Below are 25,651 nucleotides of genomic sequence, written 5' to 3'. Positions count from 1 at the left end.
GCGTTTCCAATTATCCCATTGCAGGTTTGTTAGCTACGATGGGGGCATGCCAACAAATAACGCTGTCCGCATGCCTCGCGTGGTCCAACGCTCCGCATCGTGGGCACTGACCCAGTTAGAAACTGCTGTTCGCCAGCAAGTGGATGCTGCACTCGCTCGCACGACTGATTCCTTCGGTGGACTGTCGCTTCGCGGATATTGGCTGCTCGAAGCAATTTCCGGTAACTCGTTCTCGCAACGAGAGTTGTGTGACCTTCTGGGAATCGACCGCTCTGACATGGTGCGTTTGATCGACACCCTGGAGGAAGCAAACCTGGTCGAGCGCACTCGCGACATGAAGGACCGTCGCCGTCAATTGATCATGATCACGGAGACGGGTAATTCGCTGCGTCAAAACCTGCGTCGCAATATCCGTCGTGCAGAAGGAAATGCTGTCGCCGCAATGGACGACGCCGTACTCGAAGCTGTTGCCGATCTCTTAGAAGAACAGGTCGACGACGAACCAGAGGACGCACCAGAAACTGCAGCTGAAAAAGACGATGCGCCTGCGGAAAATGCCGAGGTGCAGCCTGCAAGCCAGGCCGACTCCGAGCAAGACGAAAAGCAAGACGAAAAGCAGGACGATAAGAAGTCCAAAAAGAAGAAAAAGAAGAAGAAAAAGAAGGGTGGCAAATAGTGGCGAAGGACTCGTCCGTGCCATTACATGGCGCGATTCCCACTCAGTACTTGCGCGGCGATCAGCACCCGCCGTTGCGCACTCTGATTGATGTTCTTCGTCGCACTGCGGAGGAACATCCGCATGCGGAAGCTATCGACGATGGCGAGGCTGTCGTCACCTATGCAGACTTACTGCAGGAAATCGACGAAACGGCTGTATGGCTGGCGTCGCAAGGCATTGGCCGTGGCGATCGTGTTGGCGTTCGCATGCCGTCGGGCAACCGCGAACTGTACATTGCAATTTTGGCTATTCTCACTGCTGGAGCTGCATATGTTCCGGTCGATGCCGACGATCCTGATGAGCGCGCCGAAATGGTATTCGGCGAAGCTGACATTGCAGGATGGTTCGACGCGCAGGGTCTGCATCTCACCGCCCGCGGTAAAGCAGCTGCAGAATCTAAGACTGCAGACGAGAAAACACACGCCGCTACCCCGACGCCTGACGACGACGCCTGGATCATTTTCACCTCTGGTTCCACAGGCAAGCCGAAGGGCGTTGCGGTCACGCACGGTTCGGCAGCAGCATTCGTTGATGCTGAGGCGCGACTCTTCTGCGCCAACCACCCTGAAGGCCCCCTCGGACCTGAGGACCGTGTCCTTGCAGGTCTATCCGTCGCCTTCGATGCGTCGTGCGAAGAAATGTGGCTAGCCTGGCGCAACGGTGCGTGTTTGGTTCCTGCGCCTCGTTCTCTGGTGCGTTCCGGTGTGGACCTCGGCCCATGGCTGATTTCCCGTGGCATTACGGTTGTCTCGACTGTGCCAACTCTTGCAGGCTTGTGGCCTGCGGAAGCACTCGACAGCGTTCGCTTGCTCATCGTGGGTGGCGAAGCCTGCCCGCAGGAGCTCGTCGATAGGCTCTCTACCGATGACCGCGAGATGTGGAACACCTACGGCCCCACCGAGGCGACAGTAGTTGCATCGGCAACACAGCTGTTCCCAGGCAAGCCTGTCAGTATCGGCTTGCCTCTCGACGGTTGGGATCTCACCGTCATCGACGAATCGGGCAATCCCGTCGAATACAGCCAGCAAGGTGAGCTAGTCATTGGTGGCGTTGGTCTGGCCCGATACTTGGACCCCGCCAAGGATGCCGAAAAGTATGCACCTCTCGACTCTGTCGGCTGGGAGCGCGCCTACCGCACCGGCGACCACGTGGTCTTGGAACCCGAAGGTCTGATGTTCACCGGTCGTGTTGACGATCAGGTGAAAATCGGGGGCCGTCGTATCGAGCTTGGCGAAGTCGAGGCTCACCTTGCCGCACTTCCCGGAGCAACCCAAGCCACAGTCGTTGTGCAAAAGACCGGCGGTGGCGACTCCGTTTTGGTTGGTTACGTCGGCGCTGGTGGCGATGCCTCTGCCATGGATCATGCCGACTGCATGACCCAGCTTCGCGAGGCCATGCCAGCTGCGATGGTTCCTCGCTTGCACATCATGGATGAGCTGCCAGTTCGTACCTCCGGCAAGGTCGACAAGGCAGCCCTCCCATGGCCGCTTCCTGCCGATCCTTCCTCCCCGTCTGACGAAGACCTCACTCCCGCCGAAGCATGGCTCTCGGAGATTTGGTCCGACGTGTTGTCAGTCGCCTCCCCTGGTGCAAGTGCTGACTTCTTCGCCCTCGGCGGTACGTCCTTGGCCGCTGCGACGGTCGTCGCAAAGATCCGTGAAGTTGCACCACAGGTTGCAGTGAAGGATCTCTACGATCACCCACGCCTCGGTCGGCTTGCGGAGGAGCTTGTCACCCGCGGGCTTGTCGACGAAGCCACCCTTGCAGGTGGTGAAGTCAAGGAAAGCGATAACGCCCCGACACCACGGCCCGTAGCGCGCAGCACCCGGTTTAAACAGGTAGCCATGATGGTCCCACTTCAGTGGGCGCGTGGCGCGCGGTGGGTTGCGTGGTTGGCGATCGTCAACGCCGTGTTGTCTGCTGCCGGCTGGGAAGCAGCACTACAGATTCCATTGTGGTTCGTAGTTCTGCTGGCCGTGTTGTTCTTGACTCCTCTTGGAGTCATGCCGGTCAACGCGCTGACAACCCGCGTGCTAACCCGCAAGATCGAGCCCGGCGACTATCCTCGCGGTGGCTCCGTCCATCTACGCCTATGGGCAGCCGAACGGCTGGCCGAAAGCTCTGGAGTTCGCTCGGTTTCCGGCGCACCTTTCGTGCTGTGGTACGCCCGCATGCTAGGCGCGAAGATTGGCAAGGGTGTGAATCTGCATTCGTTGCCACCGGTCACGGGGCTCGTCCAATTGGATGACTACTGTTCCGTCGAACCAGAAGTCGATCTGTCCGGTTACTGGGTAGATGGCGAAACTGTCCACGTCGGTCGCATCCATGTAGGCGAAGAAGCCCGCATTGGTGCCCGCTCCACGTTGATGCCCGGTACCCGCGTGGGCAAGCTTGCTCACGTCGAAGCGGGATCGACCGTCACCGGAGACAAGAAGGTCAAGAATGGTGCACGCTGGTCAGGTTCACCTGCCAAGAAGGTAGGCCGACCAAAGCGCCGCTTCCCTGAGCAGGTTCCGCCACGTCGCACGGGCTGGGTATTCGTCTACGCACTGACTGCGTTGATTTTGGCGCTGGTGCCTATGGCATCGCTTGCCGTTGCGGCGACAGTCATTGGCTTTGGCACGTTTGCAATGACGGAGACGTCGTCAAGCAATGCACTGGGGCTGCTCGGTTGGGCACTCGCGTGGACTCCGCTGGCAGCACTGGCGGCATTTGCAACGTACGCGCTGCTGACGCTGCTGTTTGTGCGATTGTTCTCGATCGGATTGAAGCCAGGTGTTCATGCTGTACGTTCACGTATTGGCTGGCAGGCATGGGCAACGATCCGACTCATGGATGCTGCACGCGTCGATCTGTTCCCGCTCTACGCATCAATGTTGACCCCAGCTTGGCTTCGTCTGCTCGGCGCGAAAATCGGTCATGATGCCGAAATTTCCACGGCGATTGCCATTCCATCACTCATGGATGTTCGCGAGGAGAGCTTCCTTGCCGACGACACGATGGTCGCCAACTACGAACTGGGTAGTGGTTGGATGCTGCTTGGCGAATCGCGCATCGGCAAGCGCGCATTCCTGGGCAACTCTGGAATTACCGCACCTGGCCGCAAGCTGGCGAAGAACTCTCTGGTGGCAGTTCTGTCTTCGACTCCTAAGAAAACCAAGAATGGTTCTAACTGGTGGGGTTCCCCGCCAGAGCGGTTGCGCCGAGTCACCGACGTCGATACCGATACCTCAGCGAAGACGTACCGCCCAACTTTCGGGCTGAAGTTTATGCGCGGAGTCGTCGAGACGCTTCGATTGCTTGCACCGATGGTCTCGCTGGCGCTGGCGGTGTTGACGCTGGCGGGATTGCAAGTAATTGCTTCCTTCATTGCAGTCGAATTTGGCCGTATCCCAGAGGGTGGCAACGGGCTGATGCCGGATGGATTCTCCAGCATTTTGGGACTCATCGTGGCGCTGGTGTTGTCGCCACTGGTGCTGCTGATCGCAGGGTTTGTTGGTCTGATCATCACAGTGGTGATGAAGTGGCTGTGCGTCGGCAAGCACCGCAAGGGCGATCATCCACTGTGGAGCAAGTTCGTATGGCTCAACGAACTACAAGATGCGTTCGTCGAATCCGTTGCTGCTCCGTGGTACCTGAACCCCGCCATGGCGACGGGCGGAATCAACCGCGCCATGCGTTGGTTGGGCGCAAAGATTGGCCGTGGCGTATGGCTGGAGTCCTACTGGCTGCCGGAAACTGATCTTGTTCAGATCGGTGAAGGTGCGACTGTGGGTCGTGGTTGTGTGGTTCAGACTCACTTGTTCCAAGACCGTGTGATGACCCTGGATACCGTCGTGCTCGAACGTGGCGCGGTCCTTGGACCACATTCGGTGGTGTTGCCAGCAGCGAAGTTGGGCGTTGGCACCCGCGTTGCGCCTGGTTCATTAGTTATGCGAGGCGATCACGTGCCACGTCGCACTACGTGGCGAGGCAATCCGATTGAGCCGGTTATGTAATGGTGACCGCACCGTAGCCGCTGACCAGTGTTGACAAGATACAAGCAGGCCCCGACCTTACGGTCGGGGCCTGCTTTCGGTGATAGAGCCTCCGCTGTTGATTGAGCCTGCTCTAACCTGCCCGTGTTTGGCCTTTTGTGGCTACGTATGCGACGAACGCGCACGCACTTACAGAGCGAAAACACCCTTAGCCATAGCGTGCAGATTGTCCACGACTTCGTCCTTGCTTTCCGGCGACTGGCCGATAAGCTCGCTGCCGCGCGCGATGGCGGCGTCGATAAGCGAAAACGCAATGGCCGAACCACCGATCAGACGCTGGCGCGCTGGTTCAATTGCGTCGTGTGCTTCTTGCACCCGCGGATCCGCGAACGCCTGCGGGAAGTTCCCAGCGGCGATCATCAGCGGGCCGTGCGAACCGTGGAGGAATAGATCCAGTGTCACATCAACGTAGGTGATCACCGACGGCCGCGTGGGGGCGGAGTTTTTCGCTAACGCGTCTTCCAACTCTTCCAACCACTGCGGAATGACCTTGAGCAGCAGCTGAATAAGAAGATCCTCTTTCGAGGTGATGTAGGCATAGACGCTGGGGCGAGCCAGCCCCACCTCCGCGGCAACCTCGGATACCGATGGCACCGTTCCACCAGAAGCAACTATCAAACGTTCTGCTGCATCGAGCACAGCTTTATGCTGCACAGCTCGATGCTGCGAAACAGTCGGCTCAGTGATCTTCGGCATGTTCCGAGAGCCTACCATCCGTCATTTCATAGACGCGGTCACAGTGCTCCAGCACCTCAACATCGTGTGTGACCATAACTCCGGCCACACCCAATTCGTGGCATTCCTGTGCCAGGAGTTTCACGATTTCATGCGAACGATTGCGGTCCAACGCTGCCGTTGGTTCGTCGACCAGCAGCAAATCTGGGCCTGACGCCAGAGCGCGAGCAATGCCCACACGCTGACGCTCGCCACCCGAGAGCTGTCCCGGACGGTAGCTGGCGCGGTGGGCCATGCCGACGGCCTCGAGCAGTTCTTCATTACTGCGACGGCCACGCTTGCCCTGAATCCGGGCTGCTAGTTCGAGCTGCTCGATAGTCTTTAGCGACGAAGGAAGATTGCTGGTGGACTGGAACACGAAGCCGATGTGATTGCGGCGAATTTTGGCCAAGCTGGCATCGTCCAAGTTCGTAATATCCTGGCCAGCTACTTCCACCACGCCACTATCCGGGCTGGTCAACGCACCAGCCACAGCTAGCAACGTAGACTTTCCGGAGCCTGATGGTCCAACGACGGCAACGAACTCGCCTGCATTGACAGTCAGGCTCACGCCATCAAGCGCGTGCACGACGCTGTCGCCATCGCCATACGAAATGCTGACATCACGCAGATTCAGCGCTGGAGTGCTGGTTGCGGTGGTGTTGGAGCCGGCAGCAGCGGCATTGTTATCGATAGTGCTCATCGGTTCTCTCCCAGCGCGTTGAGCGGATCAGTTCTGGTGACGCGGAAGACGGCAACTAGTGCACCAATCAAACCGGCGATGAATAGCGTGATGGCACCGGTGACCACTGGCCATAGTTCCATCAGATACGGCATCGGGGACTGTTCGAGGCCGAAGCCCATTGCGGTTGCGACTGCAACTCCGAGGAAGATGGACACAACCAGGATGACAATGGCTTGCCCCAGCGAGTCCTTCATCAAGAATCCACGAGTCGCACCCATCGCGCGCATCACCGCAATATCACCGGCTCGCTGAATGGTCCACACTAGGAAGAAAGCACCCGTGACCAGGGCAGCAATAATGTATAGGAACCACTGGATCATCGTCAGCGTCAGCGTTTCCGCCGAGTAACCTGGAGAAGAATTGAACGACTCCTTCAGCGTCCGCACATCCAAACCGGAGTTCTCAGACAGAGCTTCCACTTCTGGCTTATCGACGGTCCTCGCCACCACAACCGAAGCCACATCATAGGCCTCTGGTCGTGCGGCTTCACCGTTGCGCGCACCAGCGTGAACTTCCTGCCATACGTCCATTGGGGTGTAGGCCAAGCCGACGTGACCGAAAGTGCGCTGTTCATCAGTGAAACCGGTGACCGTGAACTCGGTGTTCAAGCGCTCTAGCGTGATGGTGTCGCCGACCTTCATGCCGTCATCTTCAAAGCTGTTGGAGAGGATGACTTCATGCGGAGTCGAGGTTGCTTCGTCAGCTTTTCGGCTTTCCGGTGCCGCCATCTCGGGCAGACCCTCGGGTGCCAAGAATGAATCTGGCAGCACACCGATCAGAGTGAGGTCAACGGGGACACCATCCTGGTTTTTGGCATTTGCAATGGTCAGACCAAGTGGCGCTGCTTCAGAAACTGCACCATCAGCAGCGAGAGCATCCGCATCAGCCAGGTTGATCTGGGACCTGGTGAACGCCGAATCGGTCTGGGTTCCTTCTTCAAAGGCGACCACGTCGGCATCAAAGGCCTTCAGACCAGAGACACCATCATTGACCAAACCCGAGGTCAGGCCAGAAATAATAACAATCAGAATCGACATCAGTCCGAGCACGAGGCCCATGAGCAGAAATCGACTACGCGCGAAGAGCATTTCGCGCCACGCTAAATACATGATTTTCCTTCGGTTTAGCGAGAGTTAACAACAGTACGTCGTTATCTTAACAACGCTATGTTGATAACATGTAATCTCGCTTCGACCAGGAAAAACGGGTAGTTTCTGCCAGGGGTTGCACCTAATGGGACGTGCCAGCCGGAGTTGCACTTGCCGTGCACGACAAACACCAGCAGCCCCAAAAACAGAAGAAAACCCGAGCCCCACCTGGGGTTCGGGTTCATTTCTGCACGAGACACTAGCGCCACGTTTGCAGCCAGCCAATCTCAGCTAGCCACACGTAGCCAGCAAAAGCCTAGTCACCAATCTGGTCGCGGCCACGCTTCACAATCAATGGGTCAGGCTCGCCCACAACTTCGTGATCCTTCTCCGTGTATTCGAACTTCGACAGAACGTAACGCATCGCGTTCAGACGCGCACGCTTCTTGTCGTTCGACTTAATGGTGATCCACGGAGATTCGTCCGTATCGGTGTAACGGAACTGCTCTTCCTTAGCGCGGGTGTAGTCGTCCCAACGATCCAGGGAGGCAAGGTCCATTGGCGACAACTTCCACTGGCGAACTGGGTCAACCTGGCGGATTGCGAAGCGGGTGCGCTGTTCCTTCTGGGTAACAGAGAACCACAGCTTGGTCAGAGAGATACCGGAGCCAAGCAGCATGTTCTCCAGCATTGGCACCTCACGCAAGAACTCCGCGTGCTGAGATTCAGTACAGAAACCCATGACGCGCTCTACACCCGAGCGGTTGTACCAAGAACGGTCGAAGAAGACGATTTCGCCACCGCATGGGAAGTGCTCAATGTATCGCTGGAAGTACCACGACTTCGACTCACGTGGAGATGGCTTCTCCAACGCAACGACACGGGCACCACGAGGATTGAGGTGTTCGTTGAAGCGCTTGATCGTGCCGCCCTTACCAGCAGCATCACGGCCTTCGAAAATAATGATGTGCTTCTGACCTGTTTCCTTGGTCCAGTTCTGCCATTTCAGAAGCTCGATCTGCAGCTTACGCTTGGTCTTTTCGTATTCCTTGCGCGTCATGCGCTCTTCATACGGGTAGTCTTCGCGCCACGTGGTTACTGGTTGCCCATCTGGAGTGACCAGCACTGGATCATCATCGTCAGAGTCATCGACGACGTAACCTTCGGTCTTCGCCAAATCGACGATGTGGAAGTCCTCTTCATTCTTGTCAGCCATACCACTATCGTACCCGGATTCTTCCCCGCGATTGACCCCAGAACTGAGGAACTCCACTTTCGATACATGTCACATTTTTGGTTGGGGTGCCCTTAGCCTATCCACTTGACGACGATCCCCTCCCCACATCACTGCTACCCGATGTGAAAATGGGCAGACAATACAAGAAGCGTCGTGTTCCGAAGAACACGACGCTTCTCAATCACGCTTCTGACGTGGAGAAACTATTCTGGTTTCACCTAGTCAGCAGGGTCGGTGGTTAGAAACCGCCCATGCCGCCCATGTCATCTGCACCTGGCATTGCTGGTGCTGCAGGTTCTGGCTTATCTGCAACAACTGCCTCGGTGGTGAGGAACAGTGCAGCGATGGACGCTGCGTTCTGCAGTGCAGAGCGGGTGACCTTCACTGGGTCGTTGATTCCTGCAGCCATCAGGTCAACGTACTCACCGGTAGCAGCGTTGAGGCCCTCGCCCAGCGGCAAGCCTGCAACCTTTTCTGCGACAACGCCGGCTTCGAGGCCAGCATTCAGAGCGATCTGCTTCAGTGGCGCACCAAGTGCGGTACGGACGATACGGACACCGGTGGCTTCGTCGCCTTCCAGGCCGAGTTCGTCGTCAAGTACGTGTGCAACCTGGAGCAGTGCGGAACCACCACCTGCAACGATGCCCTCTTCAACAGCGGCCTTTGCGTTGCGGACAGCGTCCTCAATGCGGTGCTTACGCTCCTTCAGCTCAACCTCGGTAGCAGCGCCGGACTTGATAACTGCAACGCCGCCAGCCAGCTTAGCCAGGCGCTCCTGCAGCTTCTCCTTGTCGTAGTCAGAGTCGGAGTTCTCGATCTCTGCACGGATCTGGTTGACGCGGCCTTCGATAGCAGCCTGGTCGCCAGCACCCTCAACGATGGTGGTCTCGTCCTTGGTCACAACAACCTTGCGAGCGCGACCGAGCAGTGGCAGGTCTGCGGTTTCGAGGGACAGGCCAACTTCCTCGGAAATGACCTGGCCATCGGTCAGGATAGCCATGTCCTGCAGCATTGCCTTGCGGCGGTCACCGAAGCCTGGAGCCTTCACAGCAACAGACTTGAAGGTGCCACGGATCTTGTTGACGACCAGGGTCGACAGAGCCTCGCCCTCAACGTCTTCAGCGATGATGAGCAGTGGCTTGCCGGACTGCATGACCTTCTCCAGCAGTGGGAGCAGATCCTTGATGTTGGAGATCTTTGCGGAAACCAGGAGGATGTATGGGTCCTCCAGGACAGCTTCCTGGCGCTCCATGTCGGTTGCGAAGTAACCGGAGATGTAGCCCTTGTCGAAGCGCATACCCTCGGTCAGCTCCAGGTCGAGGCCGAAGGTGTTGGCCTCTTCAACGGTGATGACGCCTTCCTTGCCAACCTTGTCCATAGCGGTTGCAATCAGCTCACCAATTTCTGGATCGCCAGCAGAGATACCAGCGGTAGCAGCGATCTGCTCCTTGGTCTCAACATCCTTAGCGGATTCCAGCAGCTTGTCAGTAACAGCAGTAACTGCCTTTTCGATGCCACGCTTGATACCCATTGGGTTCGAGCCAGCAGCAACGTTACGCAGACCCTCGGAAACGAGTGCCTGTGCCAGGACGGTAGCGGTGGTGGTGCCGTCACCAGCGACGTCGTCAGTCTTCTTAGCGACTTCCTTGACCAGCTCTGCGCCGATCTTTTCGTAAGGGTCTTCCAGCTCAATCTCACGAGCGATGGAAACACCGTCATTAGTAATAAGCGGTGCGCCCCACTTACGCTCGAGGACAACATTGCGACCCTTTGGTCCCAGCGTTACCTTAACGGCATCGGCCAGGGTGTTCAGACCCTTTTCGAGACCGCGACGGGCCTCCTCGTCGAAAGCAATGATCTTTGCCATGAGGCTTACGATCCTCCGTAAAGTTGACGACACTTACATGGAGTCAGTCAGGCGCCCGCGACGGCATCGATACGAGGAAGTGTCACCCCGCATCTCACCCAACTAACCGTGTTCAGTTCGTTTATTTTTAGCACTCAGATAACCGAAGTGCTAAGTCATGTTTTTAGCACTCGACCGCTATGAGTGCAAGCTTTCCGCCAATCCGAGGCTCCGTTTACACTGGCTGCATGAGCGACACTATTAATAATGAATTGACCACGCGCCTTCGCAACCACATCACTGCGCAGCGTGACACCATTAAGCAGCAGCTCACCGAGCTGGTCGCATTTCCTTCCGTACATGGGACCGAGGAAACAGCCCAGGCATGCCGTGACGCTGCGACTGCGACCGTCGCAATGTTTGCGGATGCCGGTGTTGAGCTCACACAGCACAACACCATCGACGGTTCGATCGCGCTATCTGGGACTCTGCCTGGTTCGTTGCCTGAGTCTGACCCGAATGCGAAGACTGTCCTTCTCTATTCGCATTACGACGTTCAGCCGGCCGGCGACATCGCCGCATGGACCGACGACCCATGGACTCTCACTGAGCGCGATGGACGCTGGTATGGCCGTGGCACGGCCGACTGCAAGGGCAATGTCGTAATGCACTTGGCCGCGTTGCGCGCGCTGCGGGAAGTCAATGCAAACCAGCCGATGCCAACCATCAAAATCATCGTCGAAGGGTCCGAGGAACGCGGTTCTGCAGGCCTGAACAACCTGATCGCTACCCAGCCGGACCTTTTCCAGGCAGACGTCATTCTTATTGCAGATGTCGGCAATGCCGAAGTTGGCCAGCCAACCCTGGTCACAACACTTCGCGGCACCGCAGATATCGATGTCCGCGTGGATGCCCTGAAACAGCCTGTCCACTCCGGCATGTTCGGCGGCGCAGCTCCTGATGCCCTGGCTGCACTCATCCGCGTTCTCGATAGCCTTCGTGACGAGACCGGCGCCACCAGCATCGACGGCCTCGACTGCGCTCAGAAATGGGACGGCCTCGAGTACGATGCCGACACGTTCCGTTCCGACGCAGGAGTCCTTGATGGCGTCAGCTTGACGACGGACGGAACAAGCAACACCGTCTCCGATCTCACGTGGGCCCGCCCTGCTGTGATCGTCACTGGTATCGACTGCCCACCGGCCACCAACGCAGTCAACGCGATTCCAGCGAGTGCTACGGCACATATCAACTTCCGCATCCCCTCCGGCGTTGACCCACAGCAGGCACAAGATGCCCTGGTAGCGCACATCGAGGCGCATGCGCCGTGGAACGTCAAGCTCACGATCACTCGCGACGAGCTTGCGTACCCGTTCGGTACAGACACTGACGGCGACGTCGTAAAGCAAGTATCAGCAGCACTGGAAGCGGCGTACGGGAAGCCGACCGCCAATATGGGTGAGGGTGCGTCGATTCCGCTGTGTGCAACGCTGCTGGAAGCAGTGCCGAATGCAGACATCGCGCTGTTTGGCGTTGAGGAGCCACAATGTGCAATTCATTCGGCTGACGAGTCGGTTGATCCACACGAAATTCGGGATATCGCCATTGCGGAGGCAATCTTTCTTGGGAATTTTGTGAAAACTGTGACCCCCGCATAACTGCACGATAAACAGCTATTTCTTCATTACTGATGGCACTACATAATTCTCCGACATGCACCAATCGTGGGAGAATGAGTTGCGTCACAGCTTTAAGATGCACTATTCTCGCCTGCATGCAGAAGAACATTCTTTCCCGAGTAGCCACGGCTATTCGAGTAGCCAAGGCTACGAACCCCGGTGGAGGCCACGACTAACCCCTCCGCACGGGGTCTCTGGCCGCACCTGAAGCCAAAACCGGTTGGTCCACTCACATCTTGAAACTCTTCTTATTCAATGAAGGACCGAAACAGAATGTTCTCCACCACTATGCGCACTCCTAAGAACACGTCCACTTCTATGATGTTCACCGAGCCTCAGGTTCCTGAAGGCAAGGAGTCCAGCACCAGCCGCACGTTCGCTGAAGATCCATTCCGCGCTCGATTTGGACACCGCCTGCCACGTGGACTTCGCCAGGAAGCACGCGGTATGGATTGGCGCACGTTCATGAACACGTACTCCCCAAGCCATGGCCAGCTGGGAATCCAGTCATTCGACGTGGAGAAGGGTCGCGCTGGTCGCTCGACGTACTTCGCAGAACTCATCACCGGTCGTGGCACCGACTCTGAGCGTGTTCAGTCGATGGAACTCGAAGCAATGGGACCTGTCTCCGCTACCACCAACATGCTGGCAGACGCTGGCTACCGGGTCGAGATCGTTGAGTTCCACCAGTTCGAGATCTTCGAAGCAACCGCAACCTTTATCTACGCTGCTTTCAACAACCACAGTGTGTGGACGATGGGCTTCGGTCAGACTCCGGAAGATTCCATCATGACGGCTATGGTCTGCGCAGCTAACCGCCTGCACAGCTAAGGCCTGGGGCGGTGTTACTCCGGCCTAGTCCATCGGGACGGGCTGGTTTTCTTTCATCGCTTTCCACCAGGTCTTCGCTTCTGGTGCAACGACAAGGTTGACACCATCCGGTGCCCACACTGTCGGTGTTGTGGCCATATTTAGTTTGCCGGTTCGAATCGTGGCCAAAACCTGCGCTGCGTTACCCATCGACCGCATTCCAGAATCCACAGTTAAATGCTGACCCAGCTTTCGCGATAGCAGAAGTAGGTTGGCAGACTGGCGCGGGTCACTGTTTTCCGACAGCTTCGTCGACACTGCCTTAAGTAGTTTGTGCTGGCGTTCAATTCGCGACAGATCCGATCCATCATCAACGCCTTTTCTCGCGCGGGAATACTCTAACGCCGCGTCCCCATCAACCACGTGACACCCAGCCTCAACTTGTTCGAGCTCAGCAGCCTGGTCGGTTGAAACGCACAGCTCAACCCCGCCGATCCCATCCACGATTTCCTTTACCGCAAATGCATCCATGACTGCGGAACCATCGACATCAATGCCAGTGAGCTTTGCGACGGTCTTCTCCGCGCACTCAATTCCGTAAGGTGATGCAACATCCGCATCGTCGCCTCGTGAACCATATGCGTAGGCTGCGTTGATCTTTGCTTTCGAAGGCTTCGTGGTTGTCCCATCTGCGGTTTCACAGGCCGGGATACTCACCATCAAGTCACGTGGTAGCGACACCATATCGATTGCCTGCCCCACTCGGATGTTGACGAGGATCATGGAGTCTGTGCGTCCGCCGTCTGCTGTGTCACTTTCTGCTGCCGATTCCATAACATCAGCGTTTTCCCCTGCCCTGGTATCACGAACCATGAGGAGGAAAGTGTTGTCACCGTCTTCAATGCTGGATTTTCCACCTTCCGACGACCCGTATGTCTGCACACCGTTGTACAGCCACAGCAAGAATCCGCCTGCCACTAGTGCAAACACGACGAGGACGATGACAAACGCAAGAATTGTGCGTTTGAGAACTCTGGACATGAGGCGGCAGCTTTCGGTCATTAAGAGAAGAACGGCAAGCGATTAGTTTAATCGCTTGCCGTTCTTTTCGTCGGTTACATTATTCGATTACGGTTGTGGCTCCACCGCACTTGGCATTTCCGTTTCGCGGAGCTTTGCCTTTTCCTCTTCGCGCTTCTTCAAGCACTCTTCCTTGGCTTCGCCCTCCAATGGCTTCCCATCTTCGTCGAGCTCACACTTCTCTTGTGGAGTTTCGGTCTCTTCAGGAGCCGTGGTTTCAGAAGGTTCACTTGGTGCTGGCGTCGTTGTTGACTCGCCCGGGTCGAGGATCGGGCGATCAGCGACAGGTGGCGAGCTAGGCGCTGGCTCCGCTGTGGATGGCGGAGGAGGTGGCACGTCGGCTGGGGCAGGCGCAGGAGCCGGCGGAGGAACTTCACCCGGCGCAGGAGCTGGAGCGGGTGCAGGTTCGCCACCAGGTGCTGGTGGTGGCACTTCACCTGAAGCTGGCGCATGTGGTGGCACAGCACCTGGGATAGCTGACTCCGGGCGTGGTGCCACTGCTGATTGACCTGGCGCTGGAGTGTTCACTGGCAGGGTTCGAGTAACACCAGCACTATTCATTGTTGCCTGAGCAGACAGATTGCGAAGCTTCGCTAGCAGCCCTTCTGCTCGATTTGGGACACCTGCTGGCTGAGCTGGCAGACCAGATGCTGCAACCGGAACCGCAGTATGTGGATTACCGTCGAGCCCAGCAGCGATGAAAGTGTCGCGCGACTTCTCGCTCCCGTTCTGCGCAACCGCCTCTTCTTCACCAGTGACAGCGGCCAAAGAAATTGGGGAATTATCGATTCCCGTCAGCGAAAACATACCCAGTACTGCAAAAATTGCAGTAACCGGCGCGACCATCATCCACTGGCGCATATTGTGATCTTCAAATGCGGAAACCTTAGGGCTGGCGCCGCTATTCGCACGTGTCCACATAGCGGAGTACTCCGAGCGCTGCTCATCAGTCCAGAAAACCTCGACCTGATTGCGCTGCTTCTCGTCGCTGTCCCACTCGTTGAGAGCCTTGAAGAACTCATCTTCGTCGAACGACACCACGTCATCGTCACATTCGTCCGCACTCACGAGAGCAACCGAATCACTCTCCGGTGTGCGCAAAGCCTGAATCTGCTGCCAGAACCACAGTCCCGTTGGGATCGCCAAAGCAGTGCCCAACAATGCAGCAGGAAGCCAGATATCGCTACCATAATTGAGCAGCATCCAAATCAGGGCTACATAACTGGCGATCATCACCACTGCAACGAGTCCAGTAATAACAACCTTTCGTGAAAGCTTCACACCTCCACGATTTTGTACAGATTCCTGCACGTTTGCCAGCACGCCTAACGTGCGACCTTTCAGATCTGCCACGGCAGCTCCTTTGTAAGAAAACCCGAGCCGTTAAACCGAAATATGCCGAGCGAATTGTGGTGATTTTCGCTGTTAGCAGTCTTTCGTTTTACACCTTGGTGGCTTCCTTACACTTTCCCTCACACATTCTCCGCGGGATTTTGCGCAATTGACCACCAATTATCTAGTACATCGTGTTCAAGCCTATCTTCGTTACATCGTGACTTCTAGGCAACGCAGCGTATCTCCCATAGTGGCCAGCCCCCTACAGGGGGTCATACGGTACACCTCTCGTCTGTGCCTCCGTTTCAGAGCATTTTCGTCACTTTTTCTCTTTATTCATTTCCTAAAGCTCCGATTCTTCAGACCAAAACGTCCCTGCTAGTTCACAAAATATTCACCTACTATCGGCGAGACAGAGCGAATTCCTGGCTCACCTTCAAGAATGGTCGGAAGAAAATCACCTGAAAGATAGTGGTCATGACCACAACTCGGCATTACGGACATGTCTCCACATTTGTCTGCGCCTGTAGATAACCCCAGATTGGGTTGCGCCGAGTAGTTCACCTTATTCATTATGGAGTTGTGACTTTCATCCTTTGCATCCTTTCCGCTACCGCGATGGTTGCACCATGGATAATTCGTCGATTTGGTACACGTGGCTTCCACGTACTCGCTCTTCCTCTTGCTGGCGGTGCTGTGTGGACCGGAACTCAACTTGCGACGCACGTCTCGCATTCCAACGCTTCTCCACGAGTTGAACATTTCGAGTGGATCCCCGCGATCCACCTCAATGCAACGTTGAGACTGGGGTCTTTGGAATCGCTGTTCGGAACGCTTGTCCTCACAATTGGCGTCCTTGTTCTGGTGTACTGCGCCGGCTATTTCCCCAATCCTCCCTACGGTAAACGCCGTCGCGTAAGCACTTTCGCCGCCCAAATGGTTGCATTTGCCGCGGCCATGTATGGCCTTGTTGTCAGCGACAACATGTTGCTCATGTACATCTTCTGGGAGATCACCTCGGTACTGTCGTTCCTTTTGGTTGGGTACTACGCAGAACGTGCTTCGTCGCGACGAGCAGCTGGACAAGCTCTCCTGGTAACGACGCTGGGGGGCCTGGTAATGCTCGTTGGCATCGTCTTGATGGGCATTACGACTGGATTCTGGACGTTTTCCGAGCTCACGGCCATGGGCGCACTGAAGATGAGCCAACTGGGCACTCCAGCGATTTCTGTAGCAGTTGTACTTCTGATCCTGGGCGCACTGACGAAATCGGCAATCGCGCCATTCCACTTCTGGCTGCCTGGCGCGATGGCAGCGCCGACCCCGGTATCAGCGTTCTTGCATTCCGCTGCAATGGTGAAGGCGGGCATCTTCCTTATCGCACGGTTGTCCCCAACCTTCAGCCCCACCCCGACCTGGCATTTCGCGATTATCCCGCTTGGTCTGGTCACGATGGTGATGGCTGGCTGGATGGCGCTGCGTCAGAAAGACCTCAAGCTCATCTTGGCCTACGGCACGGTGTCGCAGTTGGGCTTCATTATGACGATCACATCGATCGGCACCCGCGCAGCCATTCTCGCCGCTCTGGCCCTGACGCTTGGTCATGCCATGTTCAAAGCAACCCTGTTCATGGTTGTCGGCGCTATCGACCACACGACGGGCACCCGTGATGTCCGCAAGCTGTCGGGCCTTGGCCGTGCTCAACCACAGCTGATTATTATCGCTGGTCTGGCTGTTTGCTCGATGGCTGGAGTGCCGCCTTTCTTTGGATTCGTCGCAAAGGAAGCCGCGCTCGATGCAGCTTTATCTGCCGAAGTGCTAACGGGTATGCCCAGCGTTTTCACTACCGCTGGTGTGGTGATCGGGTCGATCCTCACGGTGGCGTACTCGCTGTACTTCATGAACGGTGCATTTAGTACTAAGCCATCGACACACCCGACGGGCGGTGGCCGTTCAGAGGCTGTTCAGAAAATGTCGGCGCCGGGTGGCGAAATGCTTGGACCTGCTTGGCTGCTGGCCATCGCTGGTTTGGGTACAGGCCTTGCTCCACAGCTTTACGACGCCGTCATCAGCCCATATCTGCACGAATCATTCATTGAATCCGAACATGCCACACACCTTGCCTTGTGGCATGGCATCACGATGCCGTTGGTGCTGACCGTGGCAATTCTTAGTCTCGGTGGCATCATGCACTGGCAACGCAAGCTCGTGCGTCAACTCAACTTTGAGCAGCCCGCTTTGGGCGATGCGGACTCTGCATATGATGCGATTCTGGATGGCGCTCGAAAGCTGTCGTTGCGCGTTACCGCTGCCACCCAGCGTGGTTCTCTGCCGTTTACCGAAGCCACCATTTTGACGGTGCTCATTTTCGTGCCAATTTCCGCGCTACTGCTGGGTGAACGCAACAATCTAGAGATGGTGCTGTGGGACTCTGCGCCTCAGGGCGCTGCGGCCTTCATCATCGTGATTGCTGCGTTGGCTACAACGCGGATGAGGAATAGGTTGTCGGGCGTCATCATGGTCGGTGTCACCGGCTACGGTTTGGCGCTTCTCTTCGGACTGTATGGTGCCCCGGACTTGGCTTTGACGCAGCTACTCATCGAAACCATTGTCATGGTGGTCTTTGTCCTCGTTTTGCGCACCCTGCCCACGAAGACGTCGGACCAGCCAACCGGCTTGGAACGCCATCGAGCATGGTTGGCGATTGCCGTGGGCTTGGCCGTCGCAACGCTGGGGGCATTTGCCATGGCAGCGCGTAGTAGCGCCCCTATCTCGGAGCGTATTCCGGAGCTCGCATTAGACATTGGCCACGGCGCGAATGCAGTGAATGTGTTGCTCGTGGACATTCGTGCGTGGGATACCTTCGGCGAAATTTCAGTACTGGTGATTGTGGCGGTGGGTATTGCGTCGCTGGTGTTCCGTACGCATACGGTTCATAATCCGTCTCGCGCTGCGACGCAGAAAGCTCGTCGTGCACGCAGTCCTCGGTGGCTGACCACATCAGATACTGCGATGGGTAAGCACGGGCGCCCGATGATGGTGGTTGTTATTACGCGACTGCTGTTCCCATCCATGCTGGTGCTTGCCGCATATCTATTCTTTGCTGGTCATAACGCCCCTGGCGGTGGCTTTGCCGGCGGTTTGGTAGCAGGCCTGGCGATTACCTTGAGATACCTCGCTGGCGGACGTTTCGAGCTCCTGGAAACCGTACCAATCAGCACCGATAAGATCCTTGGATCTGGCCTGATCCTTGCTGCACTATCCGCGCTGTGGCCAATGGCTTTCCAACGGCCACCATTATCCAGTGAGTATGCCTCGCTTCAAGTACCGCTTCTCGGGAAGATAAACCTGGTGTCACCGCTTCTATTCGACCTCGGTGTTTTCCTCGTGGTCATTGGCACCGTGACCTACATCTTGCGCAGTTTGGGCGGGCGAATCGACGTCGAAACTGAGCAGCGTGCCGAGCGTGCTCGTTCCCGTCGTGTCACATTGACAAAGCTGGGCCGCACCCGACCTATTCGTTCCAAGGCTGGACGTGTGGCCATGCCAAAGCTCGAACCAACCTCGGACAATAGGCCAACAGCAGACGATAAGAAGGAGGCGACGAAGCAGTGATCATCAACTTCGTTCTACTGGCGACTGTCGCCATCCTGGTAGCAACTGGTGTGTACCTGTTCCTCGATCGTGCGCTCACCAAAATGCTGATGGGACTGTTGCTCATGGGCAATGGCATCAACCTGTTGATTCTCATTGGCGGTGGCGCACCTGGTGCTCCTCCTATTTGGGGCCGAGGTTCTACACAGGCCGAAACGACAGCAGATCCGCTACCTCAGGCGTTCATTTTGACAGCCATCGTGATCATGATGGGTATGACTGCGTTCCTGCTGGCTCTTGCGTATCGCCAGCATCGTTACCGCATCAGCGATAACGTCCAGGATGACTTTGAGGACCAGTCCGTGGCACGTCGCAGTCTCGACGATCCATCAGCTGCGCCGGATCACGATCGTTCCGATGACCCAATGACCGGACGCCACACTGAAGCGGGCGACCAGTTCGGCCCCATGAGCTTCGAGAAGCCTGTGGAGGAAGGTGAGAGTCATGACGACTGAGCAGCTCATCCTCCTTCTCATCCCACTGCCTATCATCATTCCGGCAGCGACCGCTGCGATTGCCCTGTTGTTGTCCAGGCATCCACGTATGCAACAGCTGCTCAGCCTGGCGGCGTTGCTAGTGCTCGTCGTACTGTCATTGCTGCTGGTCTACTTGATTCACGACAACGGTATTCATACGTTGCAAACTGGAGGCTGGGACGCGCCGATTGGCATCACTCTGGTCGCTGATGGTCTGTCGACAGTGATGGTGGCCGTTTCACAACTTGTGCTCTTCGCGGTCCACTGGTTCGGCATCGGGCAGGGTATTCGCGACGGTGATGACGACGACCCGATTTCCGTGTTCATCCCCTCCTACATGTTGTTGAACATGGGCGTTTCCATGGCGTTCCTCGCTGGAGACTTGTTCAACATGTACGTCGGTTTTGAGGTGCTGCTCGTCGCGTCGTACGTGCTGCTCACACTCGGCGCCTCTGCAGCGCGAATCCGTGCCGGAGTGTCGTATGTGATGGTAAATATGCTGTCATCAATGGTGTTCCTGCTCGCCATTGGCTTGGTGTACGCGGCGGTTGGCACAGTGAACTTTGCGCATATTTCACTGCGTATGGAAGAGATTCCATCCGGCACCCGCACCGCAATCTTTGCAACGCTTCTCGTCGCTTTCGCAGTGAAAGCCGCAGTGTTCCCGATGTATTCGTGGCTACCGGACTCCTACCCCACTGCGCCATCCATGGTCACCGCAGTGTTCGCAGGTTTGCTCACCAAAGTTGGTGTGTACGCCATTATCCGTGCCCGTTCCATTATGTTCCCAGACGGCCGTTTAGACAGCGTGCTAATGTGGGCGGGCCTTGCGACGATGCTGCTGGGCATCCTCGGTGCCATGGCTCAGAACGACATCAAACGATTGTTGTCATTCACCCTCGTGTCGCACATTGGCTACATGATTTTCGGCATTGCGCTGGGCAACGAGCTGGGCCTTACTGGTGCCATCTTCTACATCGTTCACCACATTTTGGTGCAAACGGCATTGTTCCTTGTGGTGGGACTCATTGAACGACAGGCGGGGTCGTCGTCGCTACGCAGGCTCGGTGGGCTGGCAAAAGCATCGCCTTTGCTTGCGCTGTTGTACCTGGTTCCAGCTCTCAATCTGGGTGGCATCCCGCCGTTTTCGGGCTTCATCGGCAAGGTCATGCTAATCCAAGCTGGTGCGCAAGTAGGCAGCACAACCGCATGGATTGTGGTGGCTGGCGCAATCGTGACCTCGCTTTTGACGCTGTACACGATGGTAATCGTCTGGTCGAAGGCGTTCTGGCGCGACCGGTCGGATGCTCCAGACGGCGACACTGTATTGGCGCGCCCAGCGACCCTGCGCGAGCGCACCGAAACGGTATCGCTGGAAGAACGTGAAGATGTTGGCCGGATGCCAATCGGCATGGTGGCTCCCACCATGTTCTTGGTTGTCGCTTCGGTTGCGGTGTCGGTCGTTGCTGGCCCACTGTCGGGGATCGCGGAGCGAGCTGCAGCAAACGTGTCGGATGTGCAGCACTACCGTGAAGCAGTTCTCGGTGTAGAAGGCGCTGCTGCTCCGGACAGCACCTTAGAAGACGCTGGCCGTGATCTGCAACCGTGGTCCGATTCTCATGAGAATGTTCGTGACACCGCTGTTTCGGAAGGGGGCTCCAATGGCCGATAGTCCTCACTCTTCTTCACAGAAACCAACCATGCAGTCGGCAGATGTGACGGCACCACCTAGCCGAAGACGTCCCAATCACCGCTTGGGATCACTCTTGAGGCCTCGGCGTAGAGCTGCACGTCCCTCGTTGGTGATGTTCACGTGGGTCATCATCATGTGGGTTCTGCTGTGGGGCGAATCGTCGTGGGGCAACATCGCTGGTGGTATCGCTGTTGCACTGCTGATCTCGATTCTGATGCCAATGCCACGTGTTCCAGTCAGCAATATCAGGTTGAACTGGCCGGCCATGATCCGCTTGTTTGCATCGTGGTTCATTGATTTCATCAAAGCCTCGTTTGCGGTGGCATGGATTGCATTGCGCCGTTCCGACCCGCCACCGGGCGCGATCATCATCGTCCCAATGCGTACCCGGGATGACCTGACACTGGCTTCTGCGATCGCTTTAATCAATTTGCAGCCTGGTGGCCTGGTCATTGATAAGAGTCGCGCTCATCGCACAGTGACGATGCACATCCTGGATGGCTCGTCGACGGCGAAGATCGATGACACCATTGCACAGTTGACTCGTATGGAACGTCGCGTCATCCGTGCCTTTGAAAACCGAGACGTTGAGGATGAGGAGTAGGACCTATGAACCCCGAGGTTTTTCATTTGCTGCTCGCGGTCGCTGCGGTCATCTATTTCATCGCAGCCATGGTCGCCCTCGGACGATTGTTGGCCGGGCCTAACTCGCTTGACCGACTCGTTAGTCTCGAGTCCATGATCAACATGATGCAGGGCATGCTGTGCGCCTACATCGTGTGGACCTTTGACACCTCTGTCGTTTATGCGATGCTGGTCATCGCATTATTGGGATTCATTTCGTCGCTGTCGGTGGCAAGCTTTCGGCTTCCCGACGACAAGAAGTCCGCAAAGAAGGAAGTGAGCCAGCAATGATCCTCGCCCTTGATATTGTGGCCATTACGCTCATCCTCGTTGGTGCGTTGTTCTGTCTCGCTGCGGCATTCGGTCTAGCGCGGTTCCGCGATACGGTCAGCCGAATGCACGCGTCGTCGAAGCCTCAAACACTGGGGCTGTTGCTGGCGATGCTCGGCACATTTCTACACGTCGTTGTCCATAGTGAAGGTGGCGCAACGGTGTACGGCGACCTCGGCCTGCTGCTTCTTATCGCAGCGTTTGCGGTCGTGACGTCACCAGTGATCGGTAATCGCCTCAGCCATGTGTCTCTACAGGAAGGGCTCATCGACCGCGAGCACCTCTCACGTGACGATCTCGCTGATAAGTAAAAACTAGAAACCACTACTCGGCGAGCGGGCGACCAGCCTTCATTTCCCGAACAGATAGATCCACAGCTGCTGTCCACGGGGAATGCCCCAACTTCTCCTCATGGACACGCACCTCATCTTCGGTCACCAGCGACGGTAGCGCCCCTGCAGCCTGAGCAGCGCGACGCTGACGCTCATACCCAGCGCCTTCAGAAATGATGTCGTTCACACGCATCAGCTCAACAGTGCATCCAAGCTTTTCTGCAGTGGGCTCCAGTACTGTGAGCCAATCTGCGAGATCTTCTTTCACCCATCTCTCATCAGTGTCACGATTAACAATGATCAGCGCATCCATGCCGTATCGCGCCGCACGCCACTTGTTCTCTTCGGTGTGCCACGGCTGGATCGTCGGCAAGCTCTCCCCCGCATCAAGCAGTGCATCGTAGTGCACGACCAACGAATGAATAAGCGCTGCGATGGCGGACAACTCATGCGTATTCGACGCTGCGTCGGCGATACGGATCTCGATGGTCCCGTACTTTGCGACGGGTCGAATATCGATGTGCATCGACTTCGTGTGGTTAATCACGCCGGAAAGGGTCTGGTCGTGCATGTACGAAGTCCATTCATCCCACGAATGCACGTCCGGTGGTAGCCCCGCCGTTGGCAACTGTTGGTACAGCAACGAGCGATTTGAGGCATACCCCATGTCCTCGCCATTCCATGCTGGCGAGGAGCTGGAGATAGCGAGAATGTGTGGCAGGTTGGTCAACAATGCCTGGATGATTGGCCACACACGATCTGCGCTGCGGACCCCTACGTGAACGTGAATGCCCCAAATGAGCATTTGACGCCCCCACCACTGGGTGCGATTGATGATTTCACCGTACGCAGACTTCGTACTCACGGTCTGAGCAGTGCCACGCGCGAAAGGGTGCGAGCCAGACGACCAGACATCAACACCGAGTTCGTCGGCTGCGTCCATCACAAGCTCAAGCTGGCCGGACAAATCTGCCACGGCGGAAGGCACAGTGTGGTGGATTCCGGTTACCAGCTCCACCGTATTGGCGAGAAACTCTCGTTGGATGGTGTGCCCAGGCTTTGCAGCATCGATGATTTCGAGTGCATCGGATGCACGCGCGGTGGTATCGCGGGTATCGCGATCTACGAACGCAATCTCCCATTCGATACCTAGCGTGTGTTCGGGCGAACCAACGAAATCCTCGACCATGTCTTTATTTTCCCACACTAAATAGCGCTTCCGATAACCTTTCGCGCGCTAGTGTTTCAGCTGTGGGCACGTGGCCTAGTTAGAGCTGGTAGACGTGCTGGTGGTTGCGCTTGTCGACGGAGCGGTCCACGACACAGCCTTCGCACAGGCAACAATCTTGTCTTCTTCGTCAATGAGGGTAACCGTGGTGAAAGAATCCGCGTCGATCTTTGCTGGAGTGCTCCACACATCTGCAGAGCCCTTGTCCTTCACGTGGATCTCACCAATGACGCCGAGACCTTCATCACTCTTGGTTCCTGCGCCACCACAACCGGACGCACCGCGTGCTACGACCTTGTACGTGCCTTTGGCGAGCTCGGTGTACTGACCCTGCTCTTCCGCGATGCCGTACCAGTCGTCGTCGCTCAACACGACGACGTGGCTGAGCACTGTCGTTGATCCGTCATCCTCAGTGCGAATGAAGTTGTAGCCACCTTCCCGCTCTGACTCTTCTTTCGACATTTCCGGAGCATCTGGATTCGTGCTGACAGCTGCAGACTCGCTCGTCGCAACCGGAGCTTCTTTCGACTCCGCAGGATCCTGTGCCCCGCACGCTGCGAGTGTCAACGACGCGAAGATAAGGGCAGTCAGTGCCGAAGCCGACTGGGTCGAGCGACGCTTCATGGGGTGCAGTTCCTCCTGGCTACAGCAGCTATTACTCAAAACTCTGCACGGAAAAGTGCAGAAAAAGGGCCTAGCTCACAGGACGGAATCCCACAAGCTAAGCCTCACATCGAGATCCGGACGTAACTTTACAACGCATCTTCAGTTACCACGACCAGTACCCCGCCCGGAGTACCGTCGAGGCCTGCGCCGCGCTCTGCAACTTCCCAACCGTTTTCTTCAGCAATGGTCTCAGCGACCCGCTTCTCGACGTCGTTGCCCGCCGTGTAGTGCACCGTGGTCTTCTCCCAAATGCCGTTGGCTTCTGGGAGATTGCCGGACTCGACACGCTTCCAACCGCCGTCGCTAAGCTTCTCTGCCTGCTCTTCAGCGAGGCCAATTCGCATCGAGTTGTTCAGGACCGTGACAGGCACGTTTCGGTCAACTGCGCCTTCCTCAGCCGTTCCGTTAGCTTCACCGTTGCTACCTTCGCTACCTGGCGTGGCGTCATTACCGGGGTTCGCTGCATCCTTGGTGACTGCAGCCGGATTACCCGGCTGGCCGGCAGGGTTCTGTGCAGCACCATTGTTCGGCGCTCCGGCATTGTCCGCACCTACAGCTGGTGCCTGGCCACTGTCACCAGGTGCGTTCTGCACATCGTTGGCAGCGACAGCATCCGAGTTAACATTCGTGGTGCCGTCGTTAGAGTCGTTGGTGGCGAATGCATAGATGCCATAACCGACTAAGCACACGCCAATGAAGATGAGCACCAATGCGAGGTTTCGCAGTGGCAGACCTGCCCCCGTCGACGAAGGGGTGGCCGCTCCAGCACCGGCAGCAGTCGCACCCGTGGCGCTCGCACCTGCTGGGGCTGCGGTCGAGGCACCCGATGGTGCAGCTGCTGCAGCTTGCGACGGGGCTGGTTCTTCGACGAAATCATCGTCGTAAGCCTCGTTCGGTTCCATGCGGTGACGACCAGGTCGAGGATGGCGTGGTGGGAAGTTTTGCTCAGACACGCCCCACATCCTACTCAGCCCATAGCCTAACTGTGAAGTAAAGGTTTAGATATCGTCTGACGTACTGGATGTCATATCGTCTGGGTCGCCATCCCGTAGTCGCCGCAAGTGATGTACGACGACTGGATTCTCAGCCGCTGCGCGTGGTGAATCAAGCAAATAGTTGAGTCGCTGATGGTAGCGAACCGGATCCATCTCGAACTCGCGCCGGATTGCCTCCTCACGGAGACCCGCAACCCGCGCACCACGGCGAACCGACTGCGACCAGCGCTTCTCGAAAATCAACATTCTGCGGCCAAGCTCCGCATCAATGCCATGGCCGAAACCCACATCAGCTTCAGGTGTCACTTCCTGAGCTTTCTCCTGTGCGGTCTCGTCAGCCGACGGTTCGCTATCTGCCATGCTC

At 56.9% G+C, this 25,651-nt stretch carries 21 protein-coding genes; 10 read left to right on the top strand and 11 right to left on the bottom strand.

Annotation, left to right across the window (positions count from 1 at the left end; genetic code table 11):
- The first annotated feature begins 46 nt into the window (after nt 1-46).
- Nucleotides 47-676 (top strand): MarR family winged helix-turn-helix transcriptional regulator, encoded by a 630-nt coding sequence (locus WG938_RS09210; protein WP_339979888.1) that lies wholly within the window; start codon nt 47-49, stop codon nt 674-676.
- Nucleotides 676-4,716 (top strand): Pls/PosA family non-ribosomal peptide synthetase, encoded by a 4,041-nt coding sequence (locus tag WG938_RS09205; protein WP_339979887.1) that lies wholly within the window; start codon nt 676-678, stop codon nt 4,714-4,716. The genes WG938_RS09210 and WG938_RS09205 overlap by 1 nt, the downstream gene beginning before the upstream one ends.
- 168 nt (nt 4,717-4,884) lie before the next feature.
- Here the strand turns inward: WG938_RS09205 and WG938_RS09200 are convergent, their stop codons facing one another.
- The 5 genes from WG938_RS09200 to groL all read right to left on the bottom strand — a co-directional run bounded on the left by WG938_RS09200 (nt 4,885) and on the right by groL (nt 10,406).
- On the bottom strand, nt 4,885-5,451 hold the full coding sequence (locus WG938_RS09200; protein ID WP_339979886.1) for a TetR/AcrR family transcriptional regulator: 567 nt from the start codon (nt 5,449-5,451) through the stop codon (nt 4,885-4,887).
- Nucleotides 5,435-6,172, bottom strand: coding sequence for an ABC transporter ATP-binding protein (locus tag WG938_RS09195; RefSeq protein ID WP_339979885.1), 738 nt, complete (start codon nt 6,170-6,172; stop codon nt 5,435-5,437). Before WG938_RS09195 ends, WG938_RS09200 begins: the two co-directional genes overlap by 17 nt.
- Nucleotides 6,169-7,323 (bottom strand): ABC transporter permease, encoded by a 1,155-nt coding sequence (locus WG938_RS09190; protein ID WP_339979884.1) that lies wholly within the window; start codon nt 7,321-7,323, stop codon nt 6,169-6,171. The genes WG938_RS09195 and WG938_RS09190 overlap by 4 nt, the downstream gene beginning before the upstream one ends.
- 295 nt (nt 7,324-7,618) lie before the next feature.
- On the bottom strand, nt 7,619-8,518 hold the full coding sequence (gene ppk2 / locus WG938_RS09185; protein WP_339979883.1) for a polyphosphate kinase 2: 900 nt from the start codon (nt 8,516-8,518) through the stop codon (nt 7,619-7,621).
- Between the two features lie 259 nt (nt 8,519-8,777).
- The gene (gene groL, locus WG938_RS09180; protein WP_339979882.1) at nt 8,778-10,406 is read right to left on the bottom strand and encodes a chaperonin GroEL; all 1,629 of its coding nucleotides are present in this window, start codon (nt 10,404-10,406) and stop codon (nt 8,778-8,780) included.
- A 227-nt stretch (nt 10,407-10,633) separates the two neighbouring features.
- Between groL and WG938_RS09175 the strand changes: the two genes are divergently transcribed.
- A complete protein-coding gene (locus tag WG938_RS09175; protein WP_339979880.1) occupies nt 10,634-12,043 on the top strand; it encodes a dipeptidase in 1,410 nt (469 codons plus the stop codon).
- A gap of 294 nt (nt 12,044-12,337) precedes the next feature.
- Nucleotides 12,338-12,895 (top strand): acetyl-CoA acetyltransferase, encoded by a 558-nt coding sequence (locus WG938_RS09170; protein ID WP_339979879.1) that lies wholly within the window; start codon nt 12,338-12,340, stop codon nt 12,893-12,895.
- Nucleotides 12,896-12,919: 24 nt separating this feature from the next.
- Here the strand turns inward: WG938_RS09170 and WG938_RS09165 are convergent, their stop codons facing one another.
- Entirely contained in the window at nt 12,920-13,915 is a 996-nt protein-coding gene (locus WG938_RS09165; protein WP_339979878.1) for an LCP family protein, read from the bottom strand.
- A gap of 87 nt (nt 13,916-14,002) precedes the next feature.
- Complete coding sequence (locus tag WG938_RS09160; RefSeq protein ID WP_339979877.1) at nt 14,003-15,307, bottom strand: hypothetical protein; 1,305 nt, start codon at nt 15,305-15,307, stop codon at nt 14,003-14,005.
- Between the two features lie 564 nt (nt 15,308-15,871).
- Here WG938_RS09160 and WG938_RS09155 point away from each other — a divergent pair.
- The 6 genes from WG938_RS09155 to WG938_RS09130 are packed head-to-tail and all read left to right on the top strand — an operon-like array spanning nt 15,872 to nt 22,377.
- Nucleotides 15,872-18,904, top strand: coding sequence for a Na+/H+ antiporter subunit A (locus WG938_RS09155; protein WP_339979876.1), 3,033 nt, complete (start codon nt 15,872-15,874; stop codon nt 18,902-18,904).
- Entirely contained in the window at nt 18,901-19,398 is a 498-nt protein-coding gene (locus WG938_RS09150; RefSeq protein WP_339979875.1) for a Na(+)/H(+) antiporter subunit C, read from the top strand. Before WG938_RS09155 ends, WG938_RS09150 begins: the two co-directional genes overlap by 4 nt.
- Nucleotides 19,388-21,091: a Na+/H+ antiporter subunit D gene (locus WG938_RS09145; protein WP_339979874.1), complete on the top strand. Its 1,704-nt coding sequence runs from the start codon at nt 19,388-19,390 to the stop codon at nt 21,089-21,091. The genes WG938_RS09150 and WG938_RS09145 overlap by 11 nt, the downstream gene beginning before the upstream one ends.
- Nucleotides 21,039-21,716, top strand: a complete 678-nt coding sequence (locus WG938_RS09140; RefSeq protein WP_339979873.1) for a Na+/H+ antiporter subunit E — start codon at nt 21,039-21,041, stop codon at nt 21,714-21,716. Before WG938_RS09145 ends, WG938_RS09140 begins: the two co-directional genes overlap by 53 nt.
- Nucleotides 21,717-21,721: 5 nt before the next feature.
- The gene (locus WG938_RS09135; RefSeq protein WP_339979872.1) at nt 21,722-22,027 is read left to right on the top strand and encodes a monovalent cation/H+ antiporter complex subunit F; all 306 of its coding nucleotides are present in this window, start codon (nt 21,722-21,724) and stop codon (nt 22,025-22,027) included.
- Nucleotides 22,024-22,377, top strand: a complete 354-nt coding sequence (locus WG938_RS09130; protein ID WP_339979871.1) for a monovalent cation/H(+) antiporter subunit G — start codon at nt 22,024-22,026, stop codon at nt 22,375-22,377. The genes WG938_RS09135 and WG938_RS09130 overlap by 4 nt, the downstream gene beginning before the upstream one ends.
- A gap of 13 nt (nt 22,378-22,390) precedes the next feature.
- Here the strand turns inward: WG938_RS09130 and WG938_RS09125 are convergent, their stop codons facing one another.
- From WG938_RS09125 to WG938_RS09110, 4 genes are all read right to left on the bottom strand, one after another.
- On the bottom strand, nt 22,391-23,587 hold the full coding sequence (locus WG938_RS09125; RefSeq protein WP_339979869.1) for a glutamate--cysteine ligase: 1,197 nt from the start codon (nt 23,585-23,587) through the stop codon (nt 22,391-22,393).
- Between the two features lie 75 nt (nt 23,588-23,662).
- Nucleotides 23,663-24,250, bottom strand: coding sequence for a hypothetical protein (locus tag WG938_RS09120; RefSeq protein ID WP_339979867.1), 588 nt, complete (start codon nt 24,248-24,250; stop codon nt 23,663-23,665).
- 128 nt (nt 24,251-24,378) lie between these two features.
- Complete coding sequence (locus WG938_RS09115) at nt 24,379-25,245, bottom strand: LytR C-terminal domain-containing protein (protein ID WP_339979865.1); 867 nt, start codon at nt 25,243-25,245, stop codon at nt 24,379-24,381.
- 45 nt (nt 25,246-25,290) lie between these two features.
- On the bottom strand, nt 25,291-25,647 hold the full coding sequence (locus WG938_RS09110) for a DUF3263 domain-containing protein (RefSeq protein ID WP_339979863.1): 357 nt from the start codon (nt 25,645-25,647) through the stop codon (nt 25,291-25,293).
- Between the last annotated feature and the right edge of the window lie 4 nt (nt 25,648-25,651).

The organism is Corynebacterium sp. H113 (assembly GCF_037572315.1).
Classification (GTDB): domain Bacteria; phylum Actinomycetota; class Actinomycetes; order Mycobacteriales; family Mycobacteriaceae; genus Corynebacterium.
Note: the sequence above shows the minus strand (reverse complement) of the source record. Positions and strands in the feature narration are given on the sequence as shown.

Excerpts from the sequence above, each read along its gene's own strand:
- groL (WP_339979882.1), bottom strand. The coding sequence starts at position 10,406 with ATGGCAAAGATCATTGCTTTCGACGAGGAGGCCCGTCGCGGTCTCGAA.
- WG938_RS09195 (WP_339979885.1), bottom strand. The coding sequence starts at position 6,172 with ATGAGCACTATCGATAACAATGCCGCTGCTGCCGGCTCCAACACCACC.
- WG938_RS09140 (WP_339979873.1), top strand. The coding sequence starts at position 21,039 with ATGAGAATGTTCGTGACACCGCTGTTTCGGAAGGGGGCTCCAATGGCC.
- WG938_RS09200 (WP_339979886.1), bottom strand. The coding sequence starts at position 5,451 with ATGCCGAAGATCACTGAGCCGACTGTTTCGCAGCATCGAGCTGTGCAG.
- ppk2 (WP_339979883.1), bottom strand. The coding sequence starts at position 8,518 with ATGGCTGACAAGAATGAAGAGGACTTCCACATCGTCGATTTGGCGAAG.
- WG938_RS09190 (WP_339979884.1), bottom strand. The coding sequence starts at position 7,323 with ATGTATTTAGCGTGGCGCGAAATGCTCTTCGCGCGTAGTCGATTTCTG.
- WG938_RS09120 (WP_339979867.1), bottom strand. The coding sequence starts at position 24,250 with ATGAAGCGTCGCTCGACCCAGTCGGCTTCGGCACTGACTGCCCTTATC.
- WG938_RS09130 (WP_339979871.1), top strand. The coding sequence starts at position 22,024 with ATGATCCTCGCCCTTGATATTGTGGCCATTACGCTCATCCTCGTTGGT.
- WG938_RS09125 (WP_339979869.1), bottom strand. The coding sequence starts at position 23,587 with ATGGTCGAGGATTTCGTTGGTTCGCCCGAACACACGCTAGGTATCGAA.
- WG938_RS09210 (WP_339979888.1), top strand. The coding sequence starts at position 47 with ATGCCAACAAATAACGCTGTCCGCATGCCTCGCGTGGTCCAACGCTCC.
- WG938_RS09170 (WP_339979879.1), top strand. The coding sequence starts at position 12,338 with ATGTTCTCCACCACTATGCGCACTCCTAAGAACACGTCCACTTCTATG.
- WG938_RS09135 (WP_339979872.1), top strand. The coding sequence starts at position 21,722 with ATGAACCCCGAGGTTTTTCATTTGCTGCTCGCGGTCGCTGCGGTCATC.
- WG938_RS09165 (WP_339979878.1), bottom strand. The coding sequence starts at position 13,915 with ATGTCCAGAGTTCTCAAACGCACAATTCTTGCGTTTGTCATCGTCCTC.
- WG938_RS09110 (WP_339979863.1), bottom strand. The coding sequence starts at position 25,647 with ATGGCAGATAGCGAACCGTCGGCTGACGAGACCGCACAGGAGAAAGCT.
- WG938_RS09175 (WP_339979880.1), top strand. The coding sequence starts at position 10,634 with ATGAGCGACACTATTAATAATGAATTGACCACGCGCCTTCGCAACCAC.
- WG938_RS09145 (WP_339979874.1), top strand. The coding sequence starts at position 19,388 with ATGACGACTGAGCAGCTCATCCTCCTTCTCATCCCACTGCCTATCATC.